The organism is Hyalangium versicolor (assembly GCF_020103695.1).
In the GTDB taxonomy this organism is placed as follows: domain Bacteria; phylum Myxococcota; class Myxococcia; order Myxococcales; family Myxococcaceae; genus Hyalangium; species Hyalangium versicolor.
Genome location: NZ_JAHXBF010000004.1, coordinates 371113 through 394694, shown reverse-complemented (window position 1 = coordinate 394694; position 23582 = coordinate 371113). Strand labels below are relative to the sequence as shown.

Here is a 23582-nt window from a genome sequence, read left to right as displayed (position 1 = left end):
ACTCTTTGATGTATGGGTATGGGAATGAGAATGACTATCGTAAATCCTTACTTCATAATTTGACTGGGGCAGTAGATGCCCTTCGCTCGCGTCGGGCGGGCGAAACTCCCAGGACAGCAATGAAGACCATGACACCTCTTGTGAACAGCACCCGGCTGTCGCTCACTGCCGCGTTGTGCTTCCTGTTGAGCGCAATCTCGGCTTGTGGCCCCACGGATTCCGTTGACTCGGCCCCTGCCTCACCTGCGGTAGCCCAGCGTGCCCTCACCGTCTCGGGTGAGGTCAGCATCGGGATGTTCCACCCGCTGGCCAGCCAGGATCAGGAGACGCCTGCCATTGGGGTTGGCAATGGCATCTACCTGGTGGCCTGGAAGGAGCACATCGGCGGCACCACCCAGCTCCTCGCGGCGCGGGTGCGAGCGTCCGACGGAGTCGTGCTGGATTCCTCCCCCATTTCCATCGACGGGCAGTCTGACTCCTATGGGCGCGTGGGGGAGCCCTCGATCGCCTTCGATGGGACCCACTTCCTGGTGGTCTACAGCAGGCTCGATCCCAGCAACCACTCTTTCAACGAGAACATCTTTGGGAGGCGGGTCAGGGCCTCGGATGGAGCGCTGGTCGACAGCTACCCCATCACGATCAGCACCCTCTCCAAGACCGACGATACCCTCCACCCCTCGGTGGTCTTCAATGGCAGCTCCTTCCTGGTCCTGTGGGAGAGCCTGATCTATCCGGGCTGGGCGCTCTATGGGGCCTATGTGCCGCTGTCGGGCCCGCCTCAGAACCCCCTGCCGAACTTCCAGGTGACTCCGAATGCCTTCAACTCTCAGTTGGCCTTGGGCTCGGGGACCGACTCCCTCGCCGTCTGGTCCGAGCCGCAGGGGAAGATCCGCGTGGGCTGGTTCATTCCGGGCGTGCCCCAGGTGATCCTGTATTTCACCGTGGCCGAGTCGGGGGGCAGCAACCCTTCGATTGCCTACAACGGCACCACCTTCCTCGTGGTGTGGAACGAGGCCGGCGGCATCGTGAAGGCGCGGCGGGTGAGGCTGTCGCAGGTGAAGGGGCAGCCGTTCAGCGACACGAGCTTCACCGTGGCCCAGGGTGCCACCTCGCCAGCGGTCGTGAGCGCGGATTCGGAGAGCTTCCGAGTCACCTACCACGCCACGCGCAATGGGGTGGCCCAGCTGGTCAGCACCCGGGTGCTCCCCGATGGGACGGTGGCGCCCAACGCGGAGCAGGCGCTGGCGACCACGCCGAGCACGGAGCGGCCCGCGTTCGCGTCCCTGAGCACGACCCAGAAGCTGGTGGCCTACAAGCAGTGGATTCCGACGGCGTACTACTCGCGCATCATGGTGCGCGGCGTCTCGGACGTGCAGGAGTGCCTCATGGGGCAGCCGGCCCTGGTCCTCAACGGTGGCGAGACGCTGACGGTGGAGTGCGGCTCGGGGCCGTATGTGGACGCGGGCGCCCAGGCGTTCAACGGCTGCGGCTTCCCACTGTCCGTGACGGGGTACAACACGGGCAAGGACTCCTTTGGCCCGGGCCCGAACACGAGCTTGGAGGGCACCTACTCCGTCTCGTATGCGGCCTGGGATTCCTCGGGCTCCGTCAATGCCACGCGGACCGTGGTGGTGGAGGATTCGAGGCCTCCGACGCTGACGCTCAAGGGCCCGGCCACGTCCACGCACACGTGCGGCAGCCAATGGGTGGACCCCGGCGTGGAGGCGACGGACGCGTGCTACGGCAACCTCACGGCCCAGGTGTGGCACACGGGTGAGGTGAATGGCTGGGCGGAGGGCACCTATACGGTGACCTACACGCTGACCGACAGTGGCGGCAACAGCGCCACGCCCGTCACGCGCACCGTCGAGGTCGTCGACTGCCCCTGGTAGCCCGGGTCCATTGAGGTTGGGAACTGCGGGGGCAGAAGGCTCCCCGCAGTTCCCGGAACCTCAGGCCAGGAGGCTCAGTGTCCAGGTGGAGGGTGGAACGCAGACGCGCCGCCGCACCTATGGGCCTGCGAGTGCCACGGCCGTCGTGCCTTGGAACCGCGGGTTCGTGGCCTCGTCCAACATCAATGCCGCCAGGTCGGCGCGTGCGATGCTGGGTGGGAGGAGGCGCCGGGGTACTTGCGTCACAGGGACGAGCCGGCCGCCTCCGAGCCCTCTGTCGTTGGTCAGGGCGCCCGCATGCACCACCGAGGCTCCCGATGATCGCGCGAGCTCATCCGCGAGCACCTTGTCCGGGAGCCGCTTGCGCATGAAGAGCGACATCAACACGTCGATCAGGGGGCCCGCAGCTCCCCGCGTGACGCCCGTCCCGAGTGCTCCCAGCCAGACCACCCTTTGGATCCCCGCGTCGCGCACGGCTCGGGCTCCCGCTTGCAGCGTGCCCGAGTCGCCATCCGTGACGCCCAGCCCGCTGACCAGCGCATCCACGCCATGCGCCGCCGCGCGGACGGTATCGGGCTCGAACACATTGGCGCGGGCGACCTCCAGCCCCGGGGTTTTGATATCCGCGAGCTTCTCGGGACTCCTCGCGAGCGCTACGACCGTATGTCCGCGCTCGAGTGATTGAATGACGAGTTGCCGGCCGGTCTGACCGGTCGCTCCGAGGACAGCGATACGCATGAGGATTTCCTTGTCGAAGTGGGAGGGTTTGGCTCACCTCCCTTCTCACGCGTCAAAGATATGAACGGTGGCTCGCGGTGGATACTCGCATTCCTCCCGTTCTCGCAGCGAGGGGACCGAGCTCGCTCCTCGCGACCGCTGCTCGCATTTGGGGCTTTCACGGGCCACGTAGATAACGCGGTGCGTTCTGGTGAGAGGAGTCACCAGGGGTGACAACGGTTGTCACCAACACGGAGCCCCTGCTAAGCGGTCAAGTCATTGAAATCAGGTATCTCCGAAAGAAGACTGGGTTGGCACGCGAGATGCTCTGGGGGCCGCCGACGTCCCTTCCTCACAAGGAGAACCAAGTGTCTCGAATGAGCATGCTGCGCTGTGTGTCGTTGTTGGGAGTGGTTGGACTGGGCGGATGTGCCGCCGACGAGTGGGAGGCCCAAGAACAACTCTCCCAAGTGGAGAGCGCCGCCGTCGTGTCCAGCATCTCCGAGGGCGATTACGTCATCCGCTCCGTCATGACGGGCAAGTGTGTCGACGTCGCCTCGTCCAGCACTGCCGATGGCGCCAAGGTCCAGCAGTGGGATTGCAATGGCACCAACGCCCAGAAGTTCCACATCTCCCCCACCTCCGATGGCTTCTGGAAGATCATCAACGTCAACAGTGGCAAGGGGCTGGACATCAAGGAGGTGAGCACCGCCCAGAACGCCCAGGTCCACCAGTGGTCGTACGTGGGCGGCGGCAACCAGCAATTCCAGTTCATCGCTCGCGGTAACAACCAGTTCAGCTTCCACCCGCGCCACACGGGCATGGCCATCGACCTGTACTGGGGCTCGGCCGATAACGGCACCATCTACGTGCAGTACCCGTACACGGGCGGCGCCAACCAGCTCTTCACCTTCGACAAGGTGAGCGGCGGCACCACGCCGCCTCCCGCCACGGGCCTGGCTGGCATCCTGAGCGAGTCCACCTTCAACTCCATGTTCCCCGGCCGCAACGGCTTCTACTCCTACTCGGCGCTGGTGGCCGCGGCCAACACCTTCTCCGCCTTCGCCACCTCGGGCGACACTGACACGCGCAAGCGCGAGGTCGCGGCCTTCCTGGCCAACGTGGCGCACGAGACGGGCGGGCTCGTGTACATCGAGGAGATCAACAAGAGCGTCATGTGCGACACGAGCTGGGGCCCTCCGGGCTGCGGCTGCGCGTCGGGCAAGTGGTACTACGGCCGTGGCCCCATCCAACTGTCGTGGAATGGCAACTACTGCGCCGCGGGCAACGCGCTGGGCGTCAACCTCAAGGATGACCCGGACCTCGTGGCTCGCGATGCGACCATCGCCTGGCGCACGGGCCTGTGGTTCTGGATGACCCAGACGGGCGCGGGCAGCATGACGGCGCACGACGCCATGGTGAACAACCGGGGCTTCGGCGAGACCATCCGCACCATCAACGGTGCGCTGGAGTGCGGCGGCAGGAACCCCGGCCAGGTCCAGAGCCGCGTGAACAGCTACCTCGACTTCACGGGCAGGCTTGGCGTGAGCGCTGGCAGCAACACCGGCTGCTAGAGATCACTCCCGTTTGAAAGACCTGGGCCCTGGGACTATACGTTCCGGGGCCCTTCGTCGTTCAGCGAGCCGCTCGGAGCTTCTCGGAGGCGGGATGCACGTCAGGTGGCGGGTTCACCGATCGTGCCGGCAGACACTGGACCGTTTGTGGAGAACTCCCACGCATGGCTCGTGAGCCCCCTGTCGTCCTGCCCGTCACTCTTCCACTGCTCGGGTACGCCAACCCGTGGGCGCTGCTCCTCGCGAACGAGGAGGGCTTTTCACCCTCCACTGCCGCGTTCCTGTCCGAGCGCTATGCGCTGAAGAGCGACGAGAAGCCCTTTGTGCGGGAGCTGCTGGGCCGCAAGCGGAACCTGTGGGCCTTCCGCTGCGATCAGCGCCGCTTCGCGGGAGACTTCGTGGTGGTGGACATGTCGGAGCCACGCCCCGCGCGGCGCTACGTCCTGGTGCTGGACCTCAAGATGGGGGCGCCACTCGTGCTCGGCGGGGGCGGGGCTGGGGTGCAGCTCACCCAGGCCCAGCTCGCCGTGGAGGCAGTCGCGGCACGGCTGGGTGTCATCTCCCCCGGCACGCCGTACGAGCTGGCCACGGGTGACAAGGACGCCATGCTCACCTTCCTGCGCACCCGGCGGAGCCGGCGCGAATCAGCCGCCTGAATCTCCATCATGCCTTCGGAGGGGACGGTGCCAAGGCGTGCATGCTGAGGGGCTGGGAAGATCCTTCGCGAGGAGCGTTGTCGCCTCAGCAGTATTTTCCTGAGGAGGCAGCCCCCCATGCAGCGCAGCGGATTGTCGGGATCCCTTTTCGTCGTGTTCGCGGTGAGCTTGGCCATCACGGGGTGTGGTTCCTCGGATGAAGCCCTGCCGGAATCCAGTCCCCCTCTCCCACGAGGCCTGGCGAGACTGGAGGGGCCCGGTCCCATTCCTGCCACCTATCTGGGTTCCCTGGGTGGCGCGAGCCAGGCTTGGGCCATCAACGACGCAGGCCAGGTGGTGGGGAACTCCTCCTTCTCCGACACGGATTTCAACACCCACGGGCTCTTATGGAAGGACGGGGTGATGACAGACCTCGGCACCTTGGGAGGGAAGAGCAGCTCCGCCGTTGACATCAACGCCTATGGCCAGGTGGTGGGGAGTGCCAGCATCATCATCGCGGGCAGGTCCTACAACCATGCGTTCCTCTGGGAGAACGGGGTGATGAAGGACCTGGGCCCCCCCGGTCCTGGGAGCAGCTCTGCGAAAGCCATCAATGACTCGGGCCAGGTGGTGGGAGTGACTGGGAACCTCCATGGGTTCTCGTGGAAGGACGGGGTGATGACGGATCTCGGCACTCTCGGGGGAGCCCAGAGCGACGTCACGGGTCTGAATGCCTCGGGTCAGGTGATCGGGTTTTCCTATATCGCTGGGAACAAAGGCCAACACGCGTTCGTGTGGAAGGATGGGGTGATGACCGATCTCGGCACTCTTGGTGGAAGCTATAGCAATGCGGTGGCCATCAATGATTCAGGCCAGGTGGTCGGGTATGCCTATGTCCCTGGGAACAAGCTCTACCGCGCGGTGCTGTGGCAGAACGGGGAGATCATCGATCTGGGAACTCCCGCTGAATTCAGCAGCCTGGCGGTCGACATCAATGCGTCGGGCCAGGTGGTCGGGTATGTCTATGACGCGAGCAACTACCGTCACAATCCGTTCGTGTGGAAGGACGGGGTGCTGACGATGCTGGACGCCCCCGGGGAAGGCCACTGCTACACCTATCGCATCAACAATGCGGGGCAGGTGTCCGGGTGCTTCGAGGAGGTCGGCAGCCATCCGTTCGTGTGGAAGGACGGAGTGATGACGAAGCTGAGCACCCTCGGTGGTCTCTCCGGCGACGTCTATGACCTCAATGAGGCGGGTCAGCTGGTGGGAAGATCAGACCTGGCGGAGGGCTACTATCCCTATCGAGCAACCCTGTGGACCGCCGACCCCAGCTGCATTCCGGTGCGCCTGAGTGAGCAGAACCTCTTCCTGCTCGAGGACTACACGGGAGGTCACCACGTGGAGGGCCGCGTGGCGGTCGGCGGAGACATCACCCTGACGGACTTCTCGGTGGGCCAGGCGGTGCCGAGCGCTTCCGCCACCCCGTCGCTGGTCGCGGGCGGGAACCTGAGCCTCGCGCGAGGTGCCGTCTGGGGTGACGCCGTCCATGGAGGCAGCTACAGCGTGGACAGCACCGTCTCTTTCCCCCAGGGGAACACGGTGTCCCAGGGCACGCCCCTCGACTTCGGGGCCCGCTTTGGGGAATTGCGAGCGCTGTCCTCCTGGCTCTCCCGGGTGTCGGCCAATGGCTCCACGACGCGCACCTCCTGGGGAGGCGTGATGCTGCGCGGCACGAACCCCCAGACGAACACGTTCGACGTGGAGGCCAGCGCCTTTACGGGGGCCAGGCTGCTGTCGATCGACGCGCCGACCGGGTCCCTGGTGGTCGTCAACATCCGTGGTGCTGCGGCCACCTTCGCCGGCTTCGGTACTTCGTTGAGCGGGGGCATCCAGCCTCGGGGCATCCTCTACAACTTCGTGGATGCCACCTCCGTCACGGCCTCGGGCTACAGCTTCCAGGGCACGGTGCTCGCCCCCTACGCGCACGTCAGCTTCAGCAACGGGAGCTTCGAAGGCGGGCTGTATGCCGTGTCGCTCACGGGTGACGCCGCGGGCCACCTGAACGCGCTGGACGACCGCGACGTCTGCCACTGAGGCAGTGCTCCCTGGGCGCTTACCTTGCTGGCCAGGGCTGCAACGGCCGCAGCAGCCCGGCTTGGTCCAGCAACTCATGGACGCGAGCGGCGAGCGCGACGTGCTCTGGGTTGGAAGCGGCAAACCGGTCGGGGGTGAGCATGAAGAGGGTGCCCTTGTCCTCGCCGCGAGAAGTACATCACCCAGCCCACCGAGGTGCCTGCGGGCATGACTTTCTCTGAAATGAGATTATCGTATTGCCCGGAGGTAGCTACTCCCCACTTGCAAAAATGAGGGGATGTCTCAGCTCGGAAAGGGTTCCCGCAACCGAGCTCACCCGCGCCTCGGACGCCCGCTCTCCCGGTGAACAAGGGGACGTCCGGTAACGAATCAAAAGAAGGCGCAGCTGTTGCATACCCGCAGCAGTGGCAGAACCTCAAAAGGTAGGAATATGAAACTTGTATTACGAATGCTCGTCGCGCTCATTTTCGTGGGGCTCCCTGTGTCCACAGCCAGGGCGCAAGTCCCGCTCACTCCGTACAGCGTTGCCGCCTCCAGCTCTTATTCCGGAGCTCCACCTCAATACGCCGTGGACGGCAATCCGTATACGGCGTGGAATTCAGGCGTGTATGCCTCGGCGCAGCCATTTCTCCAGATTGATCTGGGCGGTGAGTTCGCGCTGGATCGACTCGAGCTGAGGGTGGCGCAATACCCGAGTGGTTCGACGTCACATCAGGTGGTCGGTTATACAAACCAGTGGGTGGCGGTTGGCTTCGGCACATACAGCGGCTTTACCGCTGACGGAATGCTGATCAGCTATAAGATATACAACCACACTCCCGTGCGATACATCCGGATCATCACCACAGCGAGCCCCTCGTGGGTCGCCTGGTCTGAGGTGAGGACGTACCGATATGTCCCCTCGGGAACGGTGACCGCGAATCGAGCAAGCTGCTCCGTGCCCTACAATGGCACGTTCTGCGACAGTGCTGTCCGGCTGAGTGCCTCCATCCCCACGGGCGAATACGGCCGGGTCTGGGTCGCGGAAGCCGCACCGGGTGCGCCTGAGCTGGGAGGGTGGGTTTTTGATACCTACTCCGGATACGCGGACGTGGGTTGGATTCGGGCGGGAACCTATAAGTTCGAGCTGCGGGAGGGCGCCAATGCGAACGGAGCCGTCATCAGCTCGGTGTATGTCAGCGGCGTGAAGCAGCAGCCGCCCCCCGCCAAGTTCTATGGCTACTTCGGAGCGTGGGAGGCGTGGAATCCACAAGCAACGAGTACAGTGAATGACACGATTGCTCACTCCAATCTGATCTGGGCGGCCCCTGGAATCGGTGCCAATGATGTCAGTAACTTCAAAGCCATGCTGAACAGGCCGGACGTGAGAGATGACCCCAGCGTGAAGATTGTGCTGGATGGGACGAATATCTTTTACGGCGAAGTCGCATGTCCTGATGGATCCACCCATGGGAAGACTTTCTTCGACGGAGCCAATGGCTGTACTCCCCGGTGGCCGCCGAGCCCCATGTCCGCCAGCGAACGGTATGGCTTCTTCCTGCAACAACTGACGGCTGCCGAGTATCAGAAGATCGCCTGGGTCTTCCCTGTGGATGAGCCCGACTTGATTTCGAATGTCAGTGCAACGAATGCGAATCTTGCCGCGGTGAAGCAGATCCTCGCGGATGCGGCGAGGGCTCGGTTTGGCTCTGGAGCCATTATTCCCAAGATGGGGCTCATGTACTCATACCTGGCGGTGCCCATGTATGCGGCTGGAAACACCGTGGGGGCCGCTTCCGCGGACGCGGTCGCCTACAACTGCTACCCCATCTCGTACCTCACCGCGACAAGCACGAGCACCGACGCTTGTGGCAGGGATGCTCCCGGAGTCGATGCGATTGTGTCGGCGGAAGCGCGCTTCAATCGGCTCAAGCAACTGGTGCCCGGTAAGAAATACTTCCTCACAGCGGAGACGGCGATTCCCAGCAGCCAGAATGATGCAACCAAGCGGGGTTGGCTGGCCGAGAACTTCAAGCGGCTGCGGAAGATCGCGCAGAACGACAGCAGCGTGGAGGGGGTGATTGGGTTCAACTGGAGAGGGTTGAACATGAGCATGGATGGCGCCGAACGGCTCGGGCCGCCCTCTCTGACCGCAGCCCCCGACTTCAGAGCCGCGGTGATCAATGAAGGCATGTGCCTTACCCACAAGGGGGCATGGCAGTGCGCTCCCTGAGGAAGTCACCTCCTGATCCCTGAGGGGCCATCCCCCGCGACGAGCTGGCGCCGAGGCTCCAGCTCGTCCGGTGGGATTCCTCCGGGTTTGAGCCGCTGGGTCCAGGCCAGAAGATGGCTCAAACTTCGACAAACCATGCGCCGAAGATGCGAGCATCGTCCACCTTCGAGGGAGCAATCCGCAGCCCTGGGCGGCGTGGGTTGCATCTTCCACATGGATGGAGTCCGGAAGGACCTCCTCGAACTCCGCACCCACACCCCGCGCAAGAGCGGCAACAGCACCATCGCCCCCTGTAGCGTGTGCCCTGGCGAGCGGGACGCGCGCCAAGTACCTGGGTGGACGCAGTCCTTTCCGCATTTCAGCCGGCGGCCCCTGCTCCCTCGGAAGGCCCACGGCGCGCGACTAGCGGATCAGGATCCGCTGGTTGACGAAGATCTGGTTCGGGTTGGTGATCTTCCCCTGGCCTGCTTGTCCCTTGTTGCGCTTGAGCAGGAGGGCGATCGACACGCCGTACTGTTTGGAGATCTTCGTGAGCGTCTCGCCCTTTCGCACGGTGTGCCAGACATGCTGGGCCGGAGTGGGCGGCTGGGGCTGATTCACCTTGTCCGTGAAGGAGGGGTAGCAGTAGCCACGGATGGAGGGCCCGATGCGCTTCCGATCGCGGACCCCTCGCGGGTCGCCGGTGTTGCCCTCGATCGTCCTGATGTAGTTGCGTCCAACCTCCGTCACGATCCCGATGTGGTCGACCACTCCGTCCCGCTCAAAGTCGAAGATCACCAGGGAACCGACCCGCGGCGTCGAGCCAAAACGACCCCTCCGCTTGTACGCGTCGAGGAAGAACTTCACCCACCCGGACTTGCCGACCTTCTGGCTGATGCCAGCCTTGGCAGCGCACCACGAGACGAAGGCCGCGCAGTAGTGGCCCTGGCCTCCGTTAGGGAAGCCGAGCCACCTCCCATACTTCGAGAACGGTGGATTTCCAGGGCGGGAGCGGTAGCCGATCTGGCTCTGGGCGGCGCGCAGGAATCTGCTGAGCTGGTCGCTCGGGGCCAGCGTGACCTTCATGGCCTTCGCGGCGCTTGCGCCGTCTTTCCCCATCTGTTGCGCTACTTCCAATTCACCGGTGCCGTCGCTTTGCGCGGCATCGAGGGCCACGGGATCGTCGTCGAGGTCGTCGTCGTTGAAGGCCAGGTCCTGATTGCTCGGTCCGGCCAGATCCTCATCTCCCTCGCGTAAGCCGTTGTCGCTCGGCGGCGGCGGGGCTTCCTGCGACGAATCGATGAGTTCATCGGGGCCGAAATCGTCCGCGGGACTCTCGTCTTGTGCTGAGGCCAGGTCCTGCACCGAGCCCAGGGTTTCGCCTGCTTTGTTCTGCTCCATGGGACATCCTCCTTCGTTCGTACTCAAGAGGGAGTCCCAGACCGCATTGTGTGATGACGGGTGAATGAGGGCATGCCTGTGGACAGGTCCTCGGCGTCTAGGCGGGATAGAGGCCATGTGGCGGGTGAGGGCTGGAGCGGAGGTGTCGAAGAGGATTGCTGACAGGGGCCGCCCGAGCAGTGAGCCAAGCGGGGGGAGAAGCCGCGCAGCCCCTTGGGGTACACACGGCAGGCGCACCTGCGTTTCGGTGCAGGGACACCTTGCGCCTATCTAGTGCGCCCGGACTAGTACGTGGGCTACGGCCTCCGCGACCCGTGCAGTTGATTGAAAAGTTGTCACGCGTGAGACGCAGCTCCGTTCCATAACCCTGGTGACTACATTTCCACCTAATCCACGAAATCACCTATCCCCACTCTCTGTGCTGCTCGAAGCTCGTCCGGGTTGAAGGTGAAGTAGCCATTACGGGTTCCGTTGTTCGTGAAGACCTCGGGTATCTCCAATACACGTTGGTCAACCAGGTGGCGCATGGACCACACCGGATCAAGAACGGCGCACACGGTCCCCGGACCCAGGTTCAACTCCAGGAGCTGCTCTGGGTCAGCCACAAACGCCTCATCGGTACCCAGGTGGGCTTTGACCTTCCTGAGTGAGACAGTACAGTCGCCTGGAACGTGGACGACGCACAAGCCTTGGGATGTCGTCAGGACCAGACTCTTCAGCTCGCGATGGAGCTCATGGCCTCTTGCCTTCGCTGCCGAGCGGCACGTGATGGCTTCGACGCCGGTCCATCGAGATTCCATCTCCAGGCCTGGGGGGAATTCATGCCTTGCTGGCAGTGGAATGCGCATCCCCGGTATTTCGATAGCTTCCTCGATGGAGCGAGGCTCCCAGGCGATACGCCAGATCTCGTTGAAACGCCGTTGTAAGTCAGCGCAATGATCAGGATCGATCATCAGCTGGGCTTCTACGACTCTCTTGCTGAAGGCCATGTCTGGGTAGGCTTTGTAGGCGCGGGCTCCCTCGCTGGGCGATCTAAAAAGCACAAGGTCGTCCATGGGGATTGCCAGGGCCTCGAGTGATATGCAGCGGACGGGAACGTCGTGGCACAAATGGTTGTGAATGTTTCTTGCTTCAGCCGTAGTGACGGAGGATTTATTGAAAATGAATAGACGCCTGATGTCAGCTCCCCGCTCCCGTGCCACGAAGTTCTGCTCGATGTAGTAGCATTGCATGGGATCGTTTGCCCATCGGACGGTCGACAAGGACGAAGCAACGGCCAGCACTTCCGTTCCGGCTGAAGCGCTCTCGATTTCAGATCTGATCCGCTCGAAGTACTGCTCAGGAGTCAAGTCAATCACACCCCTGGAGGCCTGCGTGAGTAAGGTTCTTATTCTTGGAATCAGAAGCCTCCTTGTGGCACCAAAGGAGGAGAGGGGGATACTCCGTATGCGCGCTGCGATGTCTCGAGCGATGGATGAGCTGGACTTCATAAGCAGAACCTGCTCTGCCCAAATCCTTACGTCCCTTGCGAACGCATTGTCGTGACCATCGCGAAACGAGAAGATGCTTACACCCGCCAGGTCGTTGGGCAGCCTGACGGGCTCACTCCCGGCCACGACAAGGCCAGTGGCAAGTCGGCCAAGCGCGCCAATGAGGAGCCCTGCCTCGAAGAGAACGTTGTCGCGAAGAAAAGGGCACAGCTCCCCCCGGCTGTATAGAATGTCATCGGGTGTCGCTATCAAGAGCGCTGCATCTACCTTATCAGCTATCCGAAGCAGCGCTGCGAGGAAGCCCTCACCTTTGTCGAACGCGGACTTCCACCCTTTCACGTGATGGCCCTGCTCCTCGAGTGTCCCGCAGACGCGCTCATAGTGGGCCGCTGCTTCACTGGACGAGCCCACGAATATCGTCAGCCTCTGAGCTTCCGGGGAAGGTCCCATGGAGAAGTCCTTTGGGTGTGTGCTCATTGGCGTTCTCCCGAACTGCGCTCGTGCTCGTGCCTGGCATCCATCCTGAGGATGGCCCCCTTCATGTCCTGCACCCAGCCGGAGACCTCACTCTGGAGGATCAGCTCCGTGCCATCCACGAGGGTGTCGAACTTCCGGTAGTCGCTCTGCTCCTCGAGAGACAGAGCGCTCCACCATGCCTTCAGATTCTCCAGGTCGGTCGCGGCCTGCTGATACTTGGTGAGCCTGGCTTCGAATTGCTGGTACCCGAGATAAGTGGTGATCGCCATCACGATGGAGGTCGCGATGGCAACCCACAACTCGAGGCGAATGGCGGCCAGCACCGTCCCGATGCCTCCAACCGCGATGACAATCCATTGCAGCGCCACCAGCTGCCGATCGAGCGTGTCGATCTTGCCGCGGTAGTAACCGAGCTGGTCATCCAGCCGGAAGTGGATGTACCGCACCGGAGTCAGCGGGCTGAGTCCGTCGTCCCCTCGAGCCTTGCCTCCAGGCGGTGGCAACAGGCCCTTGTAGGAGCGAAGCGCCGTGAGGAGCGGCTCACTCCCTGTGCGTGGGGGGCCGAGGGCCTTCAGCCTGCGGGCGAGGTCCTGCTCAGGGTCCCCCTTGGGCCGCGCGAGACTCGGGTTGAGCCGGCATCGGTAGCGGTAGATCTCGCGCTTGATGGCCTCCGCATTGGCGCGCAGGAGGATCCACTTGCTTCCCGCCTTGAACCGGCTCGCCGCGGCAATGAGGGCTGTCATGCTGGCGACCATTGCGACGATCAGGGTCTGTAACAGGTACACCGGGAAGGTCCGCGGCGCCACCACGCCGGCTCGCTCGAGCTGCGTCTGAAGAAGCACCACCGCTGTGCTGGTAACCCCCATGATCAGGATCCAGAACTGGAGCCTGCGAAAGGTCGACTGCTCACGTGAGGCATTAGCGTCGTAGCTCGCGAAGCGTTGCCAGGCCAGCTTGAGGACCGTCTCCTGCCGGAGCTGCCGCGCGACCAGCCACTCGAAGCCATCCGCGGCGCCCTCGAGTGGAAACAGCGAGATGTCGCCGTCACCCACGAGCTCTGCGAGCACCGAGTCCCCTGCGGGAGGCGCAGGCGCTTGGACGGCGGTCGCGAGTTCGTCTGCCAGCCGGCCGCTCCCTTGAATGACGACGATGGGCCAGTGCCGCCGTACAGCCTGGAGCAGTTCCTCCCTCGTGATTGCCCCGCCGTTCACGAGGACGACAAGCAGGGGAATATCGCTCGCGAGCGTTGAAGCAAGACGAAACAGGAGGTGCGTTTCACTGCCCCAGGCGTCGCCCCGCACGAGCACGAAATGGGAGTGATTGGGGTCCAGTTTGGCTCGGGGCCTCTCCGGACTCCCAGCCCCCTCATCCGGAAAAGCAACTTGCCCCACGGGGGCAACTCCCACGAGTGGGGAGCGGTGCCCTCGGTCCGCGACTTCCTGCCCGATGAGGGCCATGATGCCCGAGTGCGTTCCGCCGTCGAGAATGAGTGCCCCACACTCGGCGGCGGCAGGTACGAGCCCTCGGCCGAAGAGCTGTTGCACACGCGCATGGAGAGGCGGCTCCATCGCGTCCGCGCCACCGATGAGCAAGAGCAGCGACTTGGGAGGAGCTACCCCAAGCATCCGAATCACCTCGGTGGGATCCTCATCAGGCGAGACCGTCACCCTTGTGGCCAGGTTTCCATTCGCGAAGCGGATCTGCCCAATGCTGGCCGACGGGGAGGCAGGCAGCGCCGTAGGAGGCGTGCGACCGGCATCAGGCCTCACCCGCCGTGGCTCATCCCGCGCGGGAAACCCTGGATGATGGAGAGCGTAACCCCTTGCCATGACGCTACCCCTTGTTTCCTGCTCATATGAAGATAAGGCGCGAGGGCGGCTTGAGCAGCCGTGTACCCTCTACGGCTGCGCGGTGGGCATACCTACGTGGCCTTGGGCTCTCCGGCACTCCTTAGCAGCCCTCCTCTGCCTCTCTGCTCTCGCTCCTTCCCTTCAACACGGCCCCCATCCTTCTTTATAGAAAAGAATGGAGGGCGCCTGGGCCCCAGTGCCGTAACCACTTTTGATACTCGGTAGGCTTATCCAAACCGAGGGTGGAGGGGTGGCGTGCGTCGATACGCTTTCCTGGAACGGCTCTGTCAATCAGCTGGCTCAGCGCTTCTTGGACCAACTCCCCGCACAGAATGATGGACGGCTTTGGGTCGTTCTTGGCTATCTGGTTGACTATCTGCCGGTTTACCTTGTTCCAGTCCTTGGGCATTCTCTTGCGTTTGAGTGCTTTGTACTTTGCCTTGGACAGGTTGCCTTGGTCCACATAACAGCCGTTGAGGAACACGACACCATGGGTACCCAAGAGGATGTCGGTGAAGTACTGCGTTGGCGTCATGGATTGATGCTCCTGGGCCAGTGCATGGATCCATGTTCCGGTCAATGCTTGTAGGACATATGCTCCGCTACATATGGGATTGGATAGTTCTTCCCAGCTGGCCTTGGCAAACGGAATGGGCATATTAATCTTGTACGGAGAATCTCCGATGATGATCAGTTTGACGTTCTTGTGTTTCAAGGCCAAGGACTTATAGTTGCTGTCGAGTTGAGGCATTCGCGCGGGCCATCCACGGCAGTAGCGTTTGGGGGAGCAGCGTTGGAAATTCATATCCTCGGAGACGCCTGGGCCACGGGGCCCCAGGGGAAGCGGGTGAGCCTGGAGCGCAAGAAGGCGGCGCTGCTGGCCTATCTGGCGCTTGAGAAGTCCGCGTCCCGTTCCGAGCTCGCGGACAGGCTGTGGCCCGAAGCGGGCGAGTCCACCGCGCGCAACAACCTGCGCCAAATCCTGAAGAGACTCCGGGGACAGCTCGGGCAGGAGTGCGTCGAGAACGAGGAGCGGCTGCGGCTGTGCGAAGGACTCCCGATGGATGTCCTTCAACTCTGCGCTGCCCACAAGGCTGAGGAGCACGCGCGGGTGGCCTCGTTCGAGGGAGAGCTGCTGCAGGGACTCACCTTCGATGACTGCCCCGACCTGAGCCACTGGCTGGATGAATGGCGCAGGCATCTGCGCGACATGCGCTTTGGCGCCATGGAGCGGCTCGTGCTGCAGTGGGAGACCGAGGGACAGTTGGCCAAAGCGCTCGAGGGGGCGCAGCGGCTGCGCGTCATGGAGCCCCACTCGGAGAACGCCTACCGCCACTTGATGCGCCTGTACTACCTGAAGGGGGACCGAGCGGCGGCACTGGAGACATCCCGCCAGTGCCGGGAGATGATGATGCGTGAGCTCGGTGCGCTGCCCTCGGATGAGACGCGCGAACTGGCCCACGCCATCGAGAACGCCGAAGCCGCTCGCCAGCTGCCATCGCCCCGGGTCGGGCCCGTGATTCCCCTGGCGGTGAGCCGTCCCCCCCTGCTTGCCGGCCGTGAGTACGAGTGGGGGTTGATGGAGGATGCGTGGGCTGCGCGCAAGCCCATGTTCGTCGAAGGAGAGCCTGGCATTGGCAAGTCCCGGTTGGTGACGGAGTTCGCGGCCGCGAAGGTGGGGAAGGGGCGATGGCTCCTGCTCGACGCGAGGCCTGGAGATCGACAGCAGGCTTTCAGTACACACATGCGGAGTCTGGGCACGGTGCTGCGGCATGTGCCGAGCGCGCGGCCCCAAGGGAGGGTGCGCCGGGAGCTGTCGCGAGTGATACCTCATCTCGAGAAGAAGCCCCTGCCCCTTCCCTCCAGCCCCGAGGAACAGTCGGAATTCTTCGCAGCGGTCATGCAGTTCCTCCGGGTCGCGCTGCGTGACATCGAGCTGCTCATCTTCGACGATGGGCAGTACATGGATGATGCCAGTACCGCGCTGGGTGTCCGGGTGCATGGGGAGTTCCGCGAGGAGATGGAGGCCGGACGCTTTCCCCTCATCATCAATGTCTTCCGCACCTCTGAGTCCCAGGACGCGTGGGCGCGGCAGATGCTCCAGGGGGCCGTCAGCTCGGGTCTGGTGCAGTGGGTTCCCATGACGCGGCTGGATGCCGAGGCGGTCCGGCTCATGCTGCGAGGCATGGGAGATCCCCGGCTGGAGCCGATCGCGGAGGAGATGATGGCCCACACCGGTGGCAACCCCCTCTTCATCGTCGAGACCGTGCGTCACCTGTTGCGGTCCGAGTCCTTTGACGGGGCTTTTCCGTCCTCGCTCCCGCCTTCCGGCAGGGTGATGGCGATCATCCAGCAACGCCTGGACTCCCTGTCCAAAGAGGCACTCCAGGTGGCTCAGGTCTTCGCCGTGGCGCGAACGGACTTCGACTTCAGGATGGTTCGAGAAGTGCTGGGGATTTCGACAGCCCAGTTCGAGAAGCTCTGGCAGCAGTTGGTGGAGGCCCACATCGTTCATGGCCGCTGGTTCTTCCATGACGTGGTGGGAGAGGTGGTTCTGGCCTCTCTGTCCGAGCCCAGGCGTGAGGAGCTGTCCGCTCGGTTCGAGGACTACCGGCGTCGCCACTCCTGAAGTGTCACACTCTGGCATGGGCTTACGGTTCATACAGCGCCGCGCTGGCCAGGGGAGCGCTGCTCGTGTGGCCTCCCGCGATCAGCACCTGGCCCGAAGACAGAAGGCATGCGGCGTGGTGGGAACGCGCCACGTCCAGAACGGCCGAGGGCGACCATGTTCTGGAGTCCGGGTCATACACTTCGGTGCTGGCCAGCGGTATGGCAGTCATTCCTCCCACCACCAGCACCCTTCCCGAGGGGAGCAGGGTCGCGGTGTGATAGGCGCGGGCTGCTCCCATGGGAGCTACAGCCAGCCAGGTACCCGAGGTGGGGTCGTAGAGCGCCGAATCGGCGGTGTTGCCTCCTGCTACCAGTACCTGTCCCGAGGGGAGCAAGGTCGCGGTGTGGTTGGCACGGCCTGGGCCGGGCAGTGAGCCTGCCGCGGTCCAGGAGCCTGTGGCCGGGTCGTAGAGTTCCGCGTCGGCCAGCGCACCGTTGGGGCCATCGCCGCCCACGACGAGGACCTTGCCCGAGAGCAACACGGTAGCCGTGTGCCCGTAGCGGCCCGTTTTCATACTCCCTGTCCGACTCCACTTCACCGCGGCCGAGCCGTCATACAGCTCCGCGCTGCCCAGCGCGCCGCTGACGCCAAAACCACCGGCGATGAGCACCTTGCCCGATGGCAATACCGTTGCGGTGTGCGCAGTGCGAATTTCGGCCATGTCGCCTGCCCATGACCATGAGTGACCGCTGGGGGCCACCGGGTCGTACAGCTCCGTGCTCGAGATGATGGTGTTGAGATTGTTGGACCCACCCGTCACGAGCACCTTCCCCGAAGGGAGGACGCTGGCCGTGTGGAACCTGCGGGCCCAGTGCATGTCGTCCCTGGGAATCCAGGTCGAGGTCGTTGGGTCGTACTCTTCGACGCTGTCGAGCGCATCACCGGAATAGCGGCCGACGACCAGCACCCTGCCTGAAGGCAGCACGCTGGCGGTGTGATCGTGCCGTGCCGTGCCCATGTCGCTCGTGGGGATCCATTGCGGACATACGACGGAGATCCTGAACACACTGGTGGCGGAGAGGCCCGAGGAGTGGCGGATCGAGGACTGGAGAAGATGCGTGGAGAGCCCCGTTCCACAGGGTGGCGCTGTCCAGGTGATCTCACTGGTGGTGGCCGTCTCTCTCGGTGGTTCGAAGGCTCCGGTCAGGCTCTGCCAGGTGAACGTCAGGGTGCCGTCTCGAGGTGGACGGGCACGGACGCGAAGGGTGACTGCTCCCCGGCCCGGTGTGGAGGAGACAGATTGCCAGGACTCCAGCAGCTCAGGGGGCATGCTGGGGACAACACCCGCATCCTCCAGCGCAGGAGTTCCGGCGTCGGTGGGGTTGAATCCACCATCCGCTGCTGAAGAAGAGGGTTCAGGAGAAGCCTCTTCCTCTGGCCAGGAAGGGGATGTTTCCTGGGGAGCTTTGCCGCAACCGCAAGCCCAGCTGAGTACCACCACGGTGAGCAGCCAAGGCTGCATACTTCCACGCGCGTCCTTCATGGTGCCTCCTCGCATTGCCGAGGCGTGGACCATGGCAAGCGGTGCGTGACTGGAGCGCGACTGCGGGGGAGCACGAGCCGGCGAGGGCGCCCAACTGTCGAAACGTGGCTGTGTAGACTCTCCCCATGGCGACAGATGCTGCACTGCTGGAGAGCCTCCGCGACCGGGTGGAGGCGTTGGTCCTGGCGGGGTACGGGGAGGAGGGCTGGGTGCTCGCCTCGGTTGAAGAGCTCTTGAGGGACGAACTGCGGGAGGATCGCGAAGCGGTGGAGCAGTTGTTGGTGTACTCCCGGGGGCGATTCGAGGAACTCCGCGCGGAGGAGGCTCGTTGGACCGAGCCCACGATGAACGACCGGATCGACCGCGCCTTCGAGGAGCTGAATCGCCAAGGCATCATCGCCTTGCAGAACGCGGGCGGCTCGCTGTCGGACGGTTGGAGGGAGGTAGAGGCCGCCGAGCAGGAGCGCTTCGAGCTCGTTCGGGGGGCTACCTTCTTCCATGGCCAGGATGTCGAGCGGGGTGTGCAGGGCGCGGGCCTCATGCTCGCCTTTGACGCCTTCGAAGACGATCCACGGCTTCGCGACGAGGCGCGGGTCGCCATTGCCCGTGAGATTCGCGAGACGCTCGCGCGTCACGGAGTCCCGACAGAGTGGAACGGACGCGTGAAGACGCGCATCCAGATTCTCCCCTTCGAGTGGTGCAAGCGCCGCGAAGTCTCACGTCCAAAGGACGGGAGCACCCTCGAGCAGCGGGCGCTGCGGCGGGTGGTGCAGGAGAAGGGCGTGAGCTGGGAGGTAGCGGTTGCTGCCCTCGAACGCTTCATCCTGGAGGCGGCTCGGAAGGAGTACGGCGCGGGACGTCAGCTCATGGCTCAGTACGATCCGGAGCGCGGGTTCGTGACGGTCCATCAGGCCCTTCAGGTCGTGGAGCAGCTCTCCGAAGATCCATCCGAGTCCGAGAACCAGCGGACCCAGGCCCAATTAGGTCTGCTGGGTACAGATGTTGAACCGGGCGACGAGCTGCTCTTTCAGCTCTTCTATCGTCCGGACGATGTCTATGAGGCTCGCGCTCAGGACATGCAGTATGGCGAGATTCTCCGCCTGACCACCTCCGGCAGGAAGCTGCTGCCGTGGACAGCTCGGGACCTTCGGGACGGCATTCTCGGGCACCTTCCCCCAGAAGGAGACTGAGGAGGAGTCCCCCTCGTCCGAGTGGCGGATTGTCACGCTCGGTAGAAAATCGTTAAGGGACGCTTTCCATGGACAAGCGATCCTTCCCACGACGAGCCTTGGGGCTCCTGGTCTGCGGGGTGCTCTGCGCCGGAGCGCTCTGGGCCTGGCGTGCGAGCTCTGCTCCCGCGGAGGTCGAGCCCGCGGCTGTCTCGCCCGGGGTGGCGGATCGTCCATCCGGAGTAGCGGCGAGCTCTCATGTCATGGAGGCCGCGCCCTCACAGGCCCGAATGGGCCCGGTCCCCCCATTGCCCGAGGAGCGAGAGATCCAGGCGAGGCTCTTGATGGCGCAGGTTCGCCACTCCCTGGAGCGGGTCTGGCGCCGCGCCGCCGCCCAGGGGGATTTCTCCCTGGCTCCCGGGCACATCCTCCAGAGCATCCTCGATCGGCGCTGTGGACTCGTGGAGGCCCACGCCAGCGAGCTCCGCGCCTGGATGCCACAGTGGGGGCTTGAGGGCACTACCGGCGCCGAGCTGTGCCGCAGCCTGCTGTTCTCCTCGCTCCGTGAGCGCCTCGCCCTGCCGGACGAACTCACCTCCGCGCGCCTCTGGAGCCTGCTGGAGCAGGTGGACGCGGCCTACGAGCAGCTCGTCGTGGGAGATGCCTCCTCGGCGAGCGAGAGCGGCTACTTCGCCGCCGTCGAGCACTTCCGCGAGGCTCGTCGCCGAATCCTCGGCCCGGAGCTGGATTCTCGGCTCTTCGGGCTCTCGGATGACATGCTCCTGCTGCCGTCCAAGGTGGACGCGCTTCTGCTCAGCCCGGGTGCCTCCGTCGAGCAGAATGTGGCCGCGTGGCAGGCCGAGTTGCGGCGCATCGAGAGCGAGCACGGCGTGCGGCTCTCGGAGCTCCTCGAGCCGATGGAGCTGGCCCGGCAGGAGCTGCGGCTGCGTGAGTCCGCCGGCCCCCTGGATGAGGAGGCCCGCCGCGCGGTGATGGAGCGCCGCGCGGGACCGGAGGTGGCCGCCCGGCAACTCGAATTCCGCCAGGAGCAGCAGGATCGCGCCGAGCGCTTGAGCGCCTTCAACGCGGAGCGCGATCAGCTCCTGGCCAGGCTGCGCGGTGAGGGGCTCACTCCGGAGCAGCTCCGCGAGCGCCTTCCCGAGATCGATCAACGTCTCTTCGAGAAGTACCACCTGCGGTAACCCATCCCCCACGCAACACAGGAGGCCGCGATGCAGCTTCACAGGCTCGTGCCGAGCAGTCTCTCCCTCTCCATCGCCATACTGGTGCTGGCCCTGGCCGGCGATGCTCGCGCGGATTCAACCCCCGCGTTCGATGCCAACTACGCGAGCCACCCCAAGACGTGGTTCGATTCCGTGAGCGAGACGGACTACTTCAACCCGTCGCTCACGCGCTCGTGGCAGCTCAACGAGACCTGTGATGACACCGGCGCGTTCACGATGGCCTCGTACAACATCTTCCACAACGTCCCGTTCGTGACGGACTTCGGGGACGAGATGGAGCAGAGCCTCGGCAAGGTGACGAAGTGCGCCGACGTGCTCGTGTTCCAGGAGGCCTGGGACTACGACGACATCATCGAGGACGGGCCCAAGGCGGACCTGGCGACGCGCGGCTACAGCATGCTGACGCCGAGCGGGTACTACTGCGACGACCCGATGGATGGCGCCATCGAGAATGACTGCAGTGGGCTCATGCTCTTCTACAAGAGCGGGACGACGCTGGTGAAGGAGCTTCCCTTCCAGGCCTTCACTGACGTGAACGGCCCGGACGTGCACAAGGAGAAGGGCGTCTGGGGCGCCATCCTCGCCAAGGGAGGCCTGTACTACTACGTGTTCACCACGCACTTCACGTACGGGAGCAACAGCCACCTGGACGGAGACGCGGCGTCGGACAGCTCGCGCATCTCCAACATGAAGCAGTCGCTGGCCTACCTCCGTGCGCAGGTGACCGCGAACCGGGCCAGCTACCCGCCGGCGACGGTGCTCTTCGGCGGAGACTTCAACGCGGACTTCACCAGCACTGCGGCGAGCACCAAGGGGCACCAGCTCCTCATGCAGGCGGTCGCGGACAGTGCCTTCTCGGAGCCGTACGCCTACCGGCAGGCGGGGGCGGTGATGGGGGCTTACGAGTCGGCGAGCTTCCAGTCCAACTGGGTGGGGAGCTCGGTGGACACGGGCCCCAACGGCATGGCCACGGGTGTCAAGGCGGACTTCGACACGGTGCTGCTGGGCAAGCCGGCCACCTTCGGCACCTGTCAGGCTCAGGTCCTCGGGTACAGCGGGTGGGCGCCCGGGTGGAAGACGCTGGATGGAGTGCAGCGGCTCTGGCCCTACTACACGCACTCGGATCATTACGGGCGCTGGCTGAAGGTGAAGCCCGGTTGCTGACCGCGGTGAGCGCACGCTGGCACGCGCTGCCCGAGCCGTGGAAGGCGTACGCGTGGGCTGGCGCTGGAGGACTGGTGGTGGGGGCCTCCGCGCACCTGCTGCTGGTGTTTCCGGCCAATGTGCTCGGGCTCATCGCCGGCTTCGCCTGTTACTTCCGAGCGCTGGCTAGCAGCTCCACGCCGCGGGAGGGATTGCGAGCGGGCGCGCTCTTCGGAGCGACGCTGGCGGCGAGCACTCTGTACTGGCTCACGGATGTCCTCTATGTGCTGACGCCCGGAGAGCGCATTGTCGGCGGCGCGGTGGTGGGGAGCTTCCTGCTGTTGATTGCTCTGCCGTACGGACTGTGGGGGTGGGCGGCGAACCGGCTGTCTCGCAGCGCTTTGGCTCCCTGGCTCCCATGGCTCCAGGCGCCGGGGCTGGTGCTCTGCCAGGCGCTCATCCATGACGCGTGGCTCGGTTTTCCCTGGCTGCATTATGGGTACTGGCTGGCGCTCGGACCGCTCGGACGCTGGCTGGGAGTTCTTTGCGCTCAGGGGACGGGGTTGCTCCCGCTCTGGGTCGCGGCGGGGCTGGGGCTCTGGGGGCTGACGCGTCGGGCGGCTCGCATCGCCGGGCTGGCGGCGGGGGTGCTCTGCCTGGGGTTCCTGCTCCCCACGCGCTGGAGCGCCTCCACGGACTCGCGTCCCCTCACGATCGCCGCCATCACCCTGGCATCCGCGGAGACGGGGGACAGCGTGCGCGATGATCTCTCGCTGCTGTCTCGGTATGTGGCGGCCACCCGCGAGGCCAGCGCGGACTGGGTCGTCTGGCCAGAGTCCGTCATCCGCGACGGAAGCGTGAGCCTCCAGGGACTTTCGGAGGTACTCGGACCGCGGGGAGCTCCTGTCTTCGCGGGGGCGTTGCTCCCGGCGCCAGCGGCGGGGCGCTACAACGCGCTCGTCGAGCTGCGCGGCGGCCAGCCCGTCTACTACAAGCAGAAGCTCGTGCCGTTCTCCGAGTACGTCCCGAGCGAGCTGTTACGCCACTTGTTCGCCGCGCTGGAGCTCAACACGCTGAAGACGAACGTGAGTGCGTGGCGGAGCCCGCAGCGAGCCTATGCGGCGGGTGGCGTGGCTCTGCGGCCGCTGCTCTGCTACGAGGTCGCCTTCACCGAGCTGGTGGAGCCCGACGAGCGCCGCCAGGTGCTGCTCAACGTCGGCAACGAGCAATGGTTCCGCCGGGAGCTCCTCCACCGGATGACGCTGGCGATGGGGGTGGCACGAGCGCGGGAGTATGGCCTGCCGCTGGTGCGCGCGGTGACGGAGGGGTTCAGCGGCGCGTTCGATCCAGACTCGGGCGACTGGAGTGACACGACGGCAGTGGCAGGGCCGGCCACGCTGCACCGCATACGCGCCACTCCTCAGCCTGCGGCGACTCCCTACAGCGGCTGGCGCCGGTTCCTCGCTCAGCGCCCCTGATGGACGCGCTCAATGCCGTTCTCCAGCCCCAGGCATCCCATGTGCCGCGCTGGATGCAGGGGGATCAGGA

16 protein-coding genes and 1 pseudogene are annotated in these 23582 nt (G+C 64.5%); 10 read left to right on the top strand and 7 right to left on the bottom strand.

Going from position 1 to position 23582, the window contains the following annotated elements; genetic code table 11:
- The first annotated feature begins 128 nt into the window (after positions 1 to 128).
- Positions 129 to 1892, top strand: coding sequence for a DUF5011 domain-containing protein (locus KY501_RS10875; protein ID WP_224362782.1), 1764 nt, complete (start codon positions 129 to 131; stop codon positions 1890 to 1892).
- A gap of 117 nt (positions 1893 to 2009) precedes the next feature.
- Here KY501_RS10875 and KY501_RS10870 read toward each other — a convergent pair whose 3' ends face one another.
- Entirely contained in the window at positions 2010 to 2630 is a 621-nt protein-coding gene (locus KY501_RS10870) for an NAD(P)-dependent oxidoreductase (protein ID WP_224362780.1), read from the bottom strand.
- Positions 2631 to 2986: 356 nt separating this feature from the next.
- On the opposite strand from KY501_RS10870, the gene KY501_RS10865 reads away from it, so the two are divergent.
- The 3 genes from KY501_RS10865 (at position 2987) to KY501_RS10855 (ending at position 6915) form a co-directional block, all read left to right on the top strand.
- Positions 2987 to 4183: a glycoside hydrolase family 19 protein gene (locus tag KY501_RS10865; RefSeq protein WP_255636364.1), complete on the top strand. Its 1197-nt coding sequence runs from the start codon at positions 2987 to 2989 to the stop codon at positions 4181 to 4183.
- A 164-nt stretch (positions 4184 to 4347) separates the two neighbouring features.
- Positions 4348 to 4839, top strand: a complete 492-nt coding sequence (locus tag KY501_RS10860; RefSeq protein WP_224362777.1) for a hypothetical protein — start codon at positions 4348 to 4350, stop codon at positions 4837 to 4839.
- Positions 4840 to 4956: 117 nt separating this feature from the next.
- Complete coding sequence (locus tag KY501_RS10855) at positions 4957 to 6915, top strand: choice-of-anchor A family protein (protein ID WP_224362776.1); 1959 nt, start codon at positions 4957 to 4959, stop codon at positions 6913 to 6915.
- A 19-nt stretch (positions 6916 to 6934) separates the two neighbouring features.
- Here KY501_RS10855 and KY501_RS54260 read toward each other — a convergent pair.
- Positions 6935 to 7124: pseudogene (locus tag KY501_RS54260) on the bottom strand (Imm52 family immunity protein).
- A 221-nt stretch (positions 7125 to 7345) separates the two neighbouring features.
- On the opposite strand from KY501_RS54260, the gene KY501_RS10845 reads away from it, so the two are divergent.
- On the top strand, positions 7346 to 9127 hold the full coding sequence (locus tag KY501_RS10845; protein WP_309242957.1) for a discoidin domain-containing protein: 1782 nt from the start codon (positions 7346 to 7348) through the stop codon (positions 9125 to 9127).
- A gap of 402 nt (positions 9128 to 9529) precedes the next feature.
- Here KY501_RS10845 and KY501_RS10840 read toward each other — a convergent pair whose 3' ends face one another.
- The 4 genes from KY501_RS10840 to KY501_RS10825 form a co-directional block, all read right to left on the bottom strand.
- Positions 9530 to 10507 (bottom strand): CHAP domain-containing protein, encoded by a 978-nt coding sequence (locus tag KY501_RS10840; RefSeq protein ID WP_224362770.1) that lies wholly within the window; start codon positions 10505 to 10507, stop codon positions 9530 to 9532.
- A 386-nt stretch (positions 10508 to 10893) separates the two neighbouring features.
- Positions 10894 to 12474 carry a TIR domain-containing protein gene (locus tag KY501_RS10835; RefSeq protein WP_224362768.1) on the bottom strand — a complete coding sequence of 527 codons (1581 nt, stop codon included), beginning with the start codon at positions 12472 to 12474 and terminating at the stop codon, positions 10894 to 10896.
- A complete protein-coding gene (locus tag KY501_RS10830; protein ID WP_224362766.1) occupies positions 12471 to 14141 on the bottom strand; it encodes a DUF4231 domain-containing protein in 1671 nt (556 codons plus the stop codon). The genes KY501_RS10835 and KY501_RS10830 overlap by 4 nt, the downstream gene beginning before the upstream one ends.
- A gap of 346 nt (positions 14142 to 14487) precedes the next feature.
- A complete protein-coding gene (locus KY501_RS10825; RefSeq protein ID WP_224362765.1) occupies positions 14488 to 15075 on the bottom strand; it encodes a hypothetical protein in 588 nt (195 codons plus the stop codon).
- A gap of 42 nt (positions 15076 to 15117) precedes the next feature.
- Between KY501_RS10825 and KY501_RS10820 the strand changes: the two genes are divergently transcribed.
- Positions 15118 to 16953: an ATP-binding protein gene (locus KY501_RS10820; protein ID WP_224362764.1), complete on the top strand. Its 1836-nt coding sequence runs from the start codon at positions 15118 to 15120 to the stop codon at positions 16951 to 16953.
- Between the two features lie 22 nt (positions 16954 to 16975).
- On the opposite strand, the gene KY501_RS10815 is transcribed toward KY501_RS10820, so the two are convergent.
- The gene (locus tag KY501_RS10815; protein ID WP_224362762.1) at positions 16976 to 18265 is read right to left on the bottom strand and encodes a Kelch repeat-containing protein; all 1290 of its coding nucleotides are present in this window, start codon (positions 18263 to 18265) and stop codon (positions 16976 to 16978) included.
- A 338-nt stretch (positions 18266 to 18603) separates the two neighbouring features.
- On the opposite strand from KY501_RS10815, the gene KY501_RS10810 reads away from it, so the two are divergent.
- From KY501_RS10810 to lnt, 4 genes are all read left to right on the top strand, one after another.
- The gene (locus KY501_RS10810) at positions 18604 to 19668 is read left to right on the top strand and encodes a DUF6891 domain-containing protein (RefSeq protein ID WP_224362761.1); all 1065 of its coding nucleotides are present in this window, start codon (positions 18604 to 18606) and stop codon (positions 19666 to 19668) included.
- A 68-nt stretch (positions 19669 to 19736) separates the two neighbouring features.
- The gene (locus KY501_RS10805; protein ID WP_224362760.1) at positions 19737 to 20849 is read left to right on the top strand and encodes a lipase secretion chaperone; all 1113 of its coding nucleotides are present in this window, start codon (positions 19737 to 19739) and stop codon (positions 20847 to 20849) included.
- Positions 20850 to 20879: 30 nt separating this feature from the next.
- The gene (locus tag KY501_RS10800; protein WP_224362758.1) at positions 20880 to 22055 is read left to right on the top strand and encodes an exonuclease/endonuclease/phosphatase family protein; all 1176 of its coding nucleotides are present in this window, start codon (positions 20880 to 20882) and stop codon (positions 22053 to 22055) included.
- Entirely contained in the window at positions 22049 to 23512 is a 1464-nt protein-coding gene (lnt, locus tag KY501_RS10795) for an apolipoprotein N-acyltransferase (protein WP_224362754.1), read from the top strand. Before KY501_RS10800 ends, lnt begins: the two co-directional genes overlap by 7 nt.
- Positions 23513 to 23582 lie beyond the last annotated feature (70 nt).

Coding starts and splice junctions, on each gene's coding strand:
- KY501_RS10800 (WP_224362758.1), top strand. CDS start 20,880: ATGCAGCTTCACAGGCTCGTGCCGAGCAGTCTCTCCCTCTCCATCGCC.
- KY501_RS10840 (WP_224362770.1), bottom strand. CDS start 10,507: ATGGAGCAGAACAAAGCAGGCGAAACCCTGGGCTCGGTGCAGGACCTG.
- KY501_RS10845 (WP_309242957.1), top strand. CDS start 7,346: ATGAAACTTGTATTACGAATGCTCGTCGCGCTCATTTTCGTGGGGCTC.
- KY501_RS10870 (WP_224362780.1), bottom strand. CDS start 2,630: ATGCGTATCGCTGTCCTCGGAGCGACCGGTCAGACCGGCCGGCAACTC.
- KY501_RS10855 (WP_224362776.1), top strand. CDS start 4,957: ATGCAGCGCAGCGGATTGTCGGGATCCCTTTTCGTCGTGTTCGCGGTG.
- KY501_RS10825 (WP_224362765.1), bottom strand. CDS start 15,075: ATGCCTCAACTCGACAGCAACTATAAGTCCTTGGCCTTGAAACACAAG.
- KY501_RS10875 (WP_224362782.1), top strand. CDS start 129: ATGACACCTCTTGTGAACAGCACCCGGCTGTCGCTCACTGCCGCGTTG.
- KY501_RS10815 (WP_224362762.1), bottom strand. CDS start 18,265: ATGCCCCCTGAGCTGCTGGAGTCCTGGCAATCTGTCTCCTCCACACCG.
- KY501_RS10810 (WP_224362761.1), top strand. CDS start 18,604: ATGGCGACAGATGCTGCACTGCTGGAGAGCCTCCGCGACCGGGTGGAG.
- KY501_RS10860 (WP_224362777.1), top strand. CDS start 4,348: ATGGCTCGTGAGCCCCCTGTCGTCCTGCCCGTCACTCTTCCACTGCTC.
- KY501_RS10865 (WP_255636364.1), top strand. CDS start 2,987: ATGAGCATGCTGCGCTGTGTGTCGTTGTTGGGAGTGGTTGGACTGGGC.
- KY501_RS10805 (WP_224362760.1), top strand. CDS start 19,737: ATGGACAAGCGATCCTTCCCACGACGAGCCTTGGGGCTCCTGGTCTGC.
- KY501_RS10835 (WP_224362768.1), bottom strand. CDS start 12,474: ATGAGCACACACCCAAAGGACTTCTCCATGGGACCTTCCCCGGAAGCT.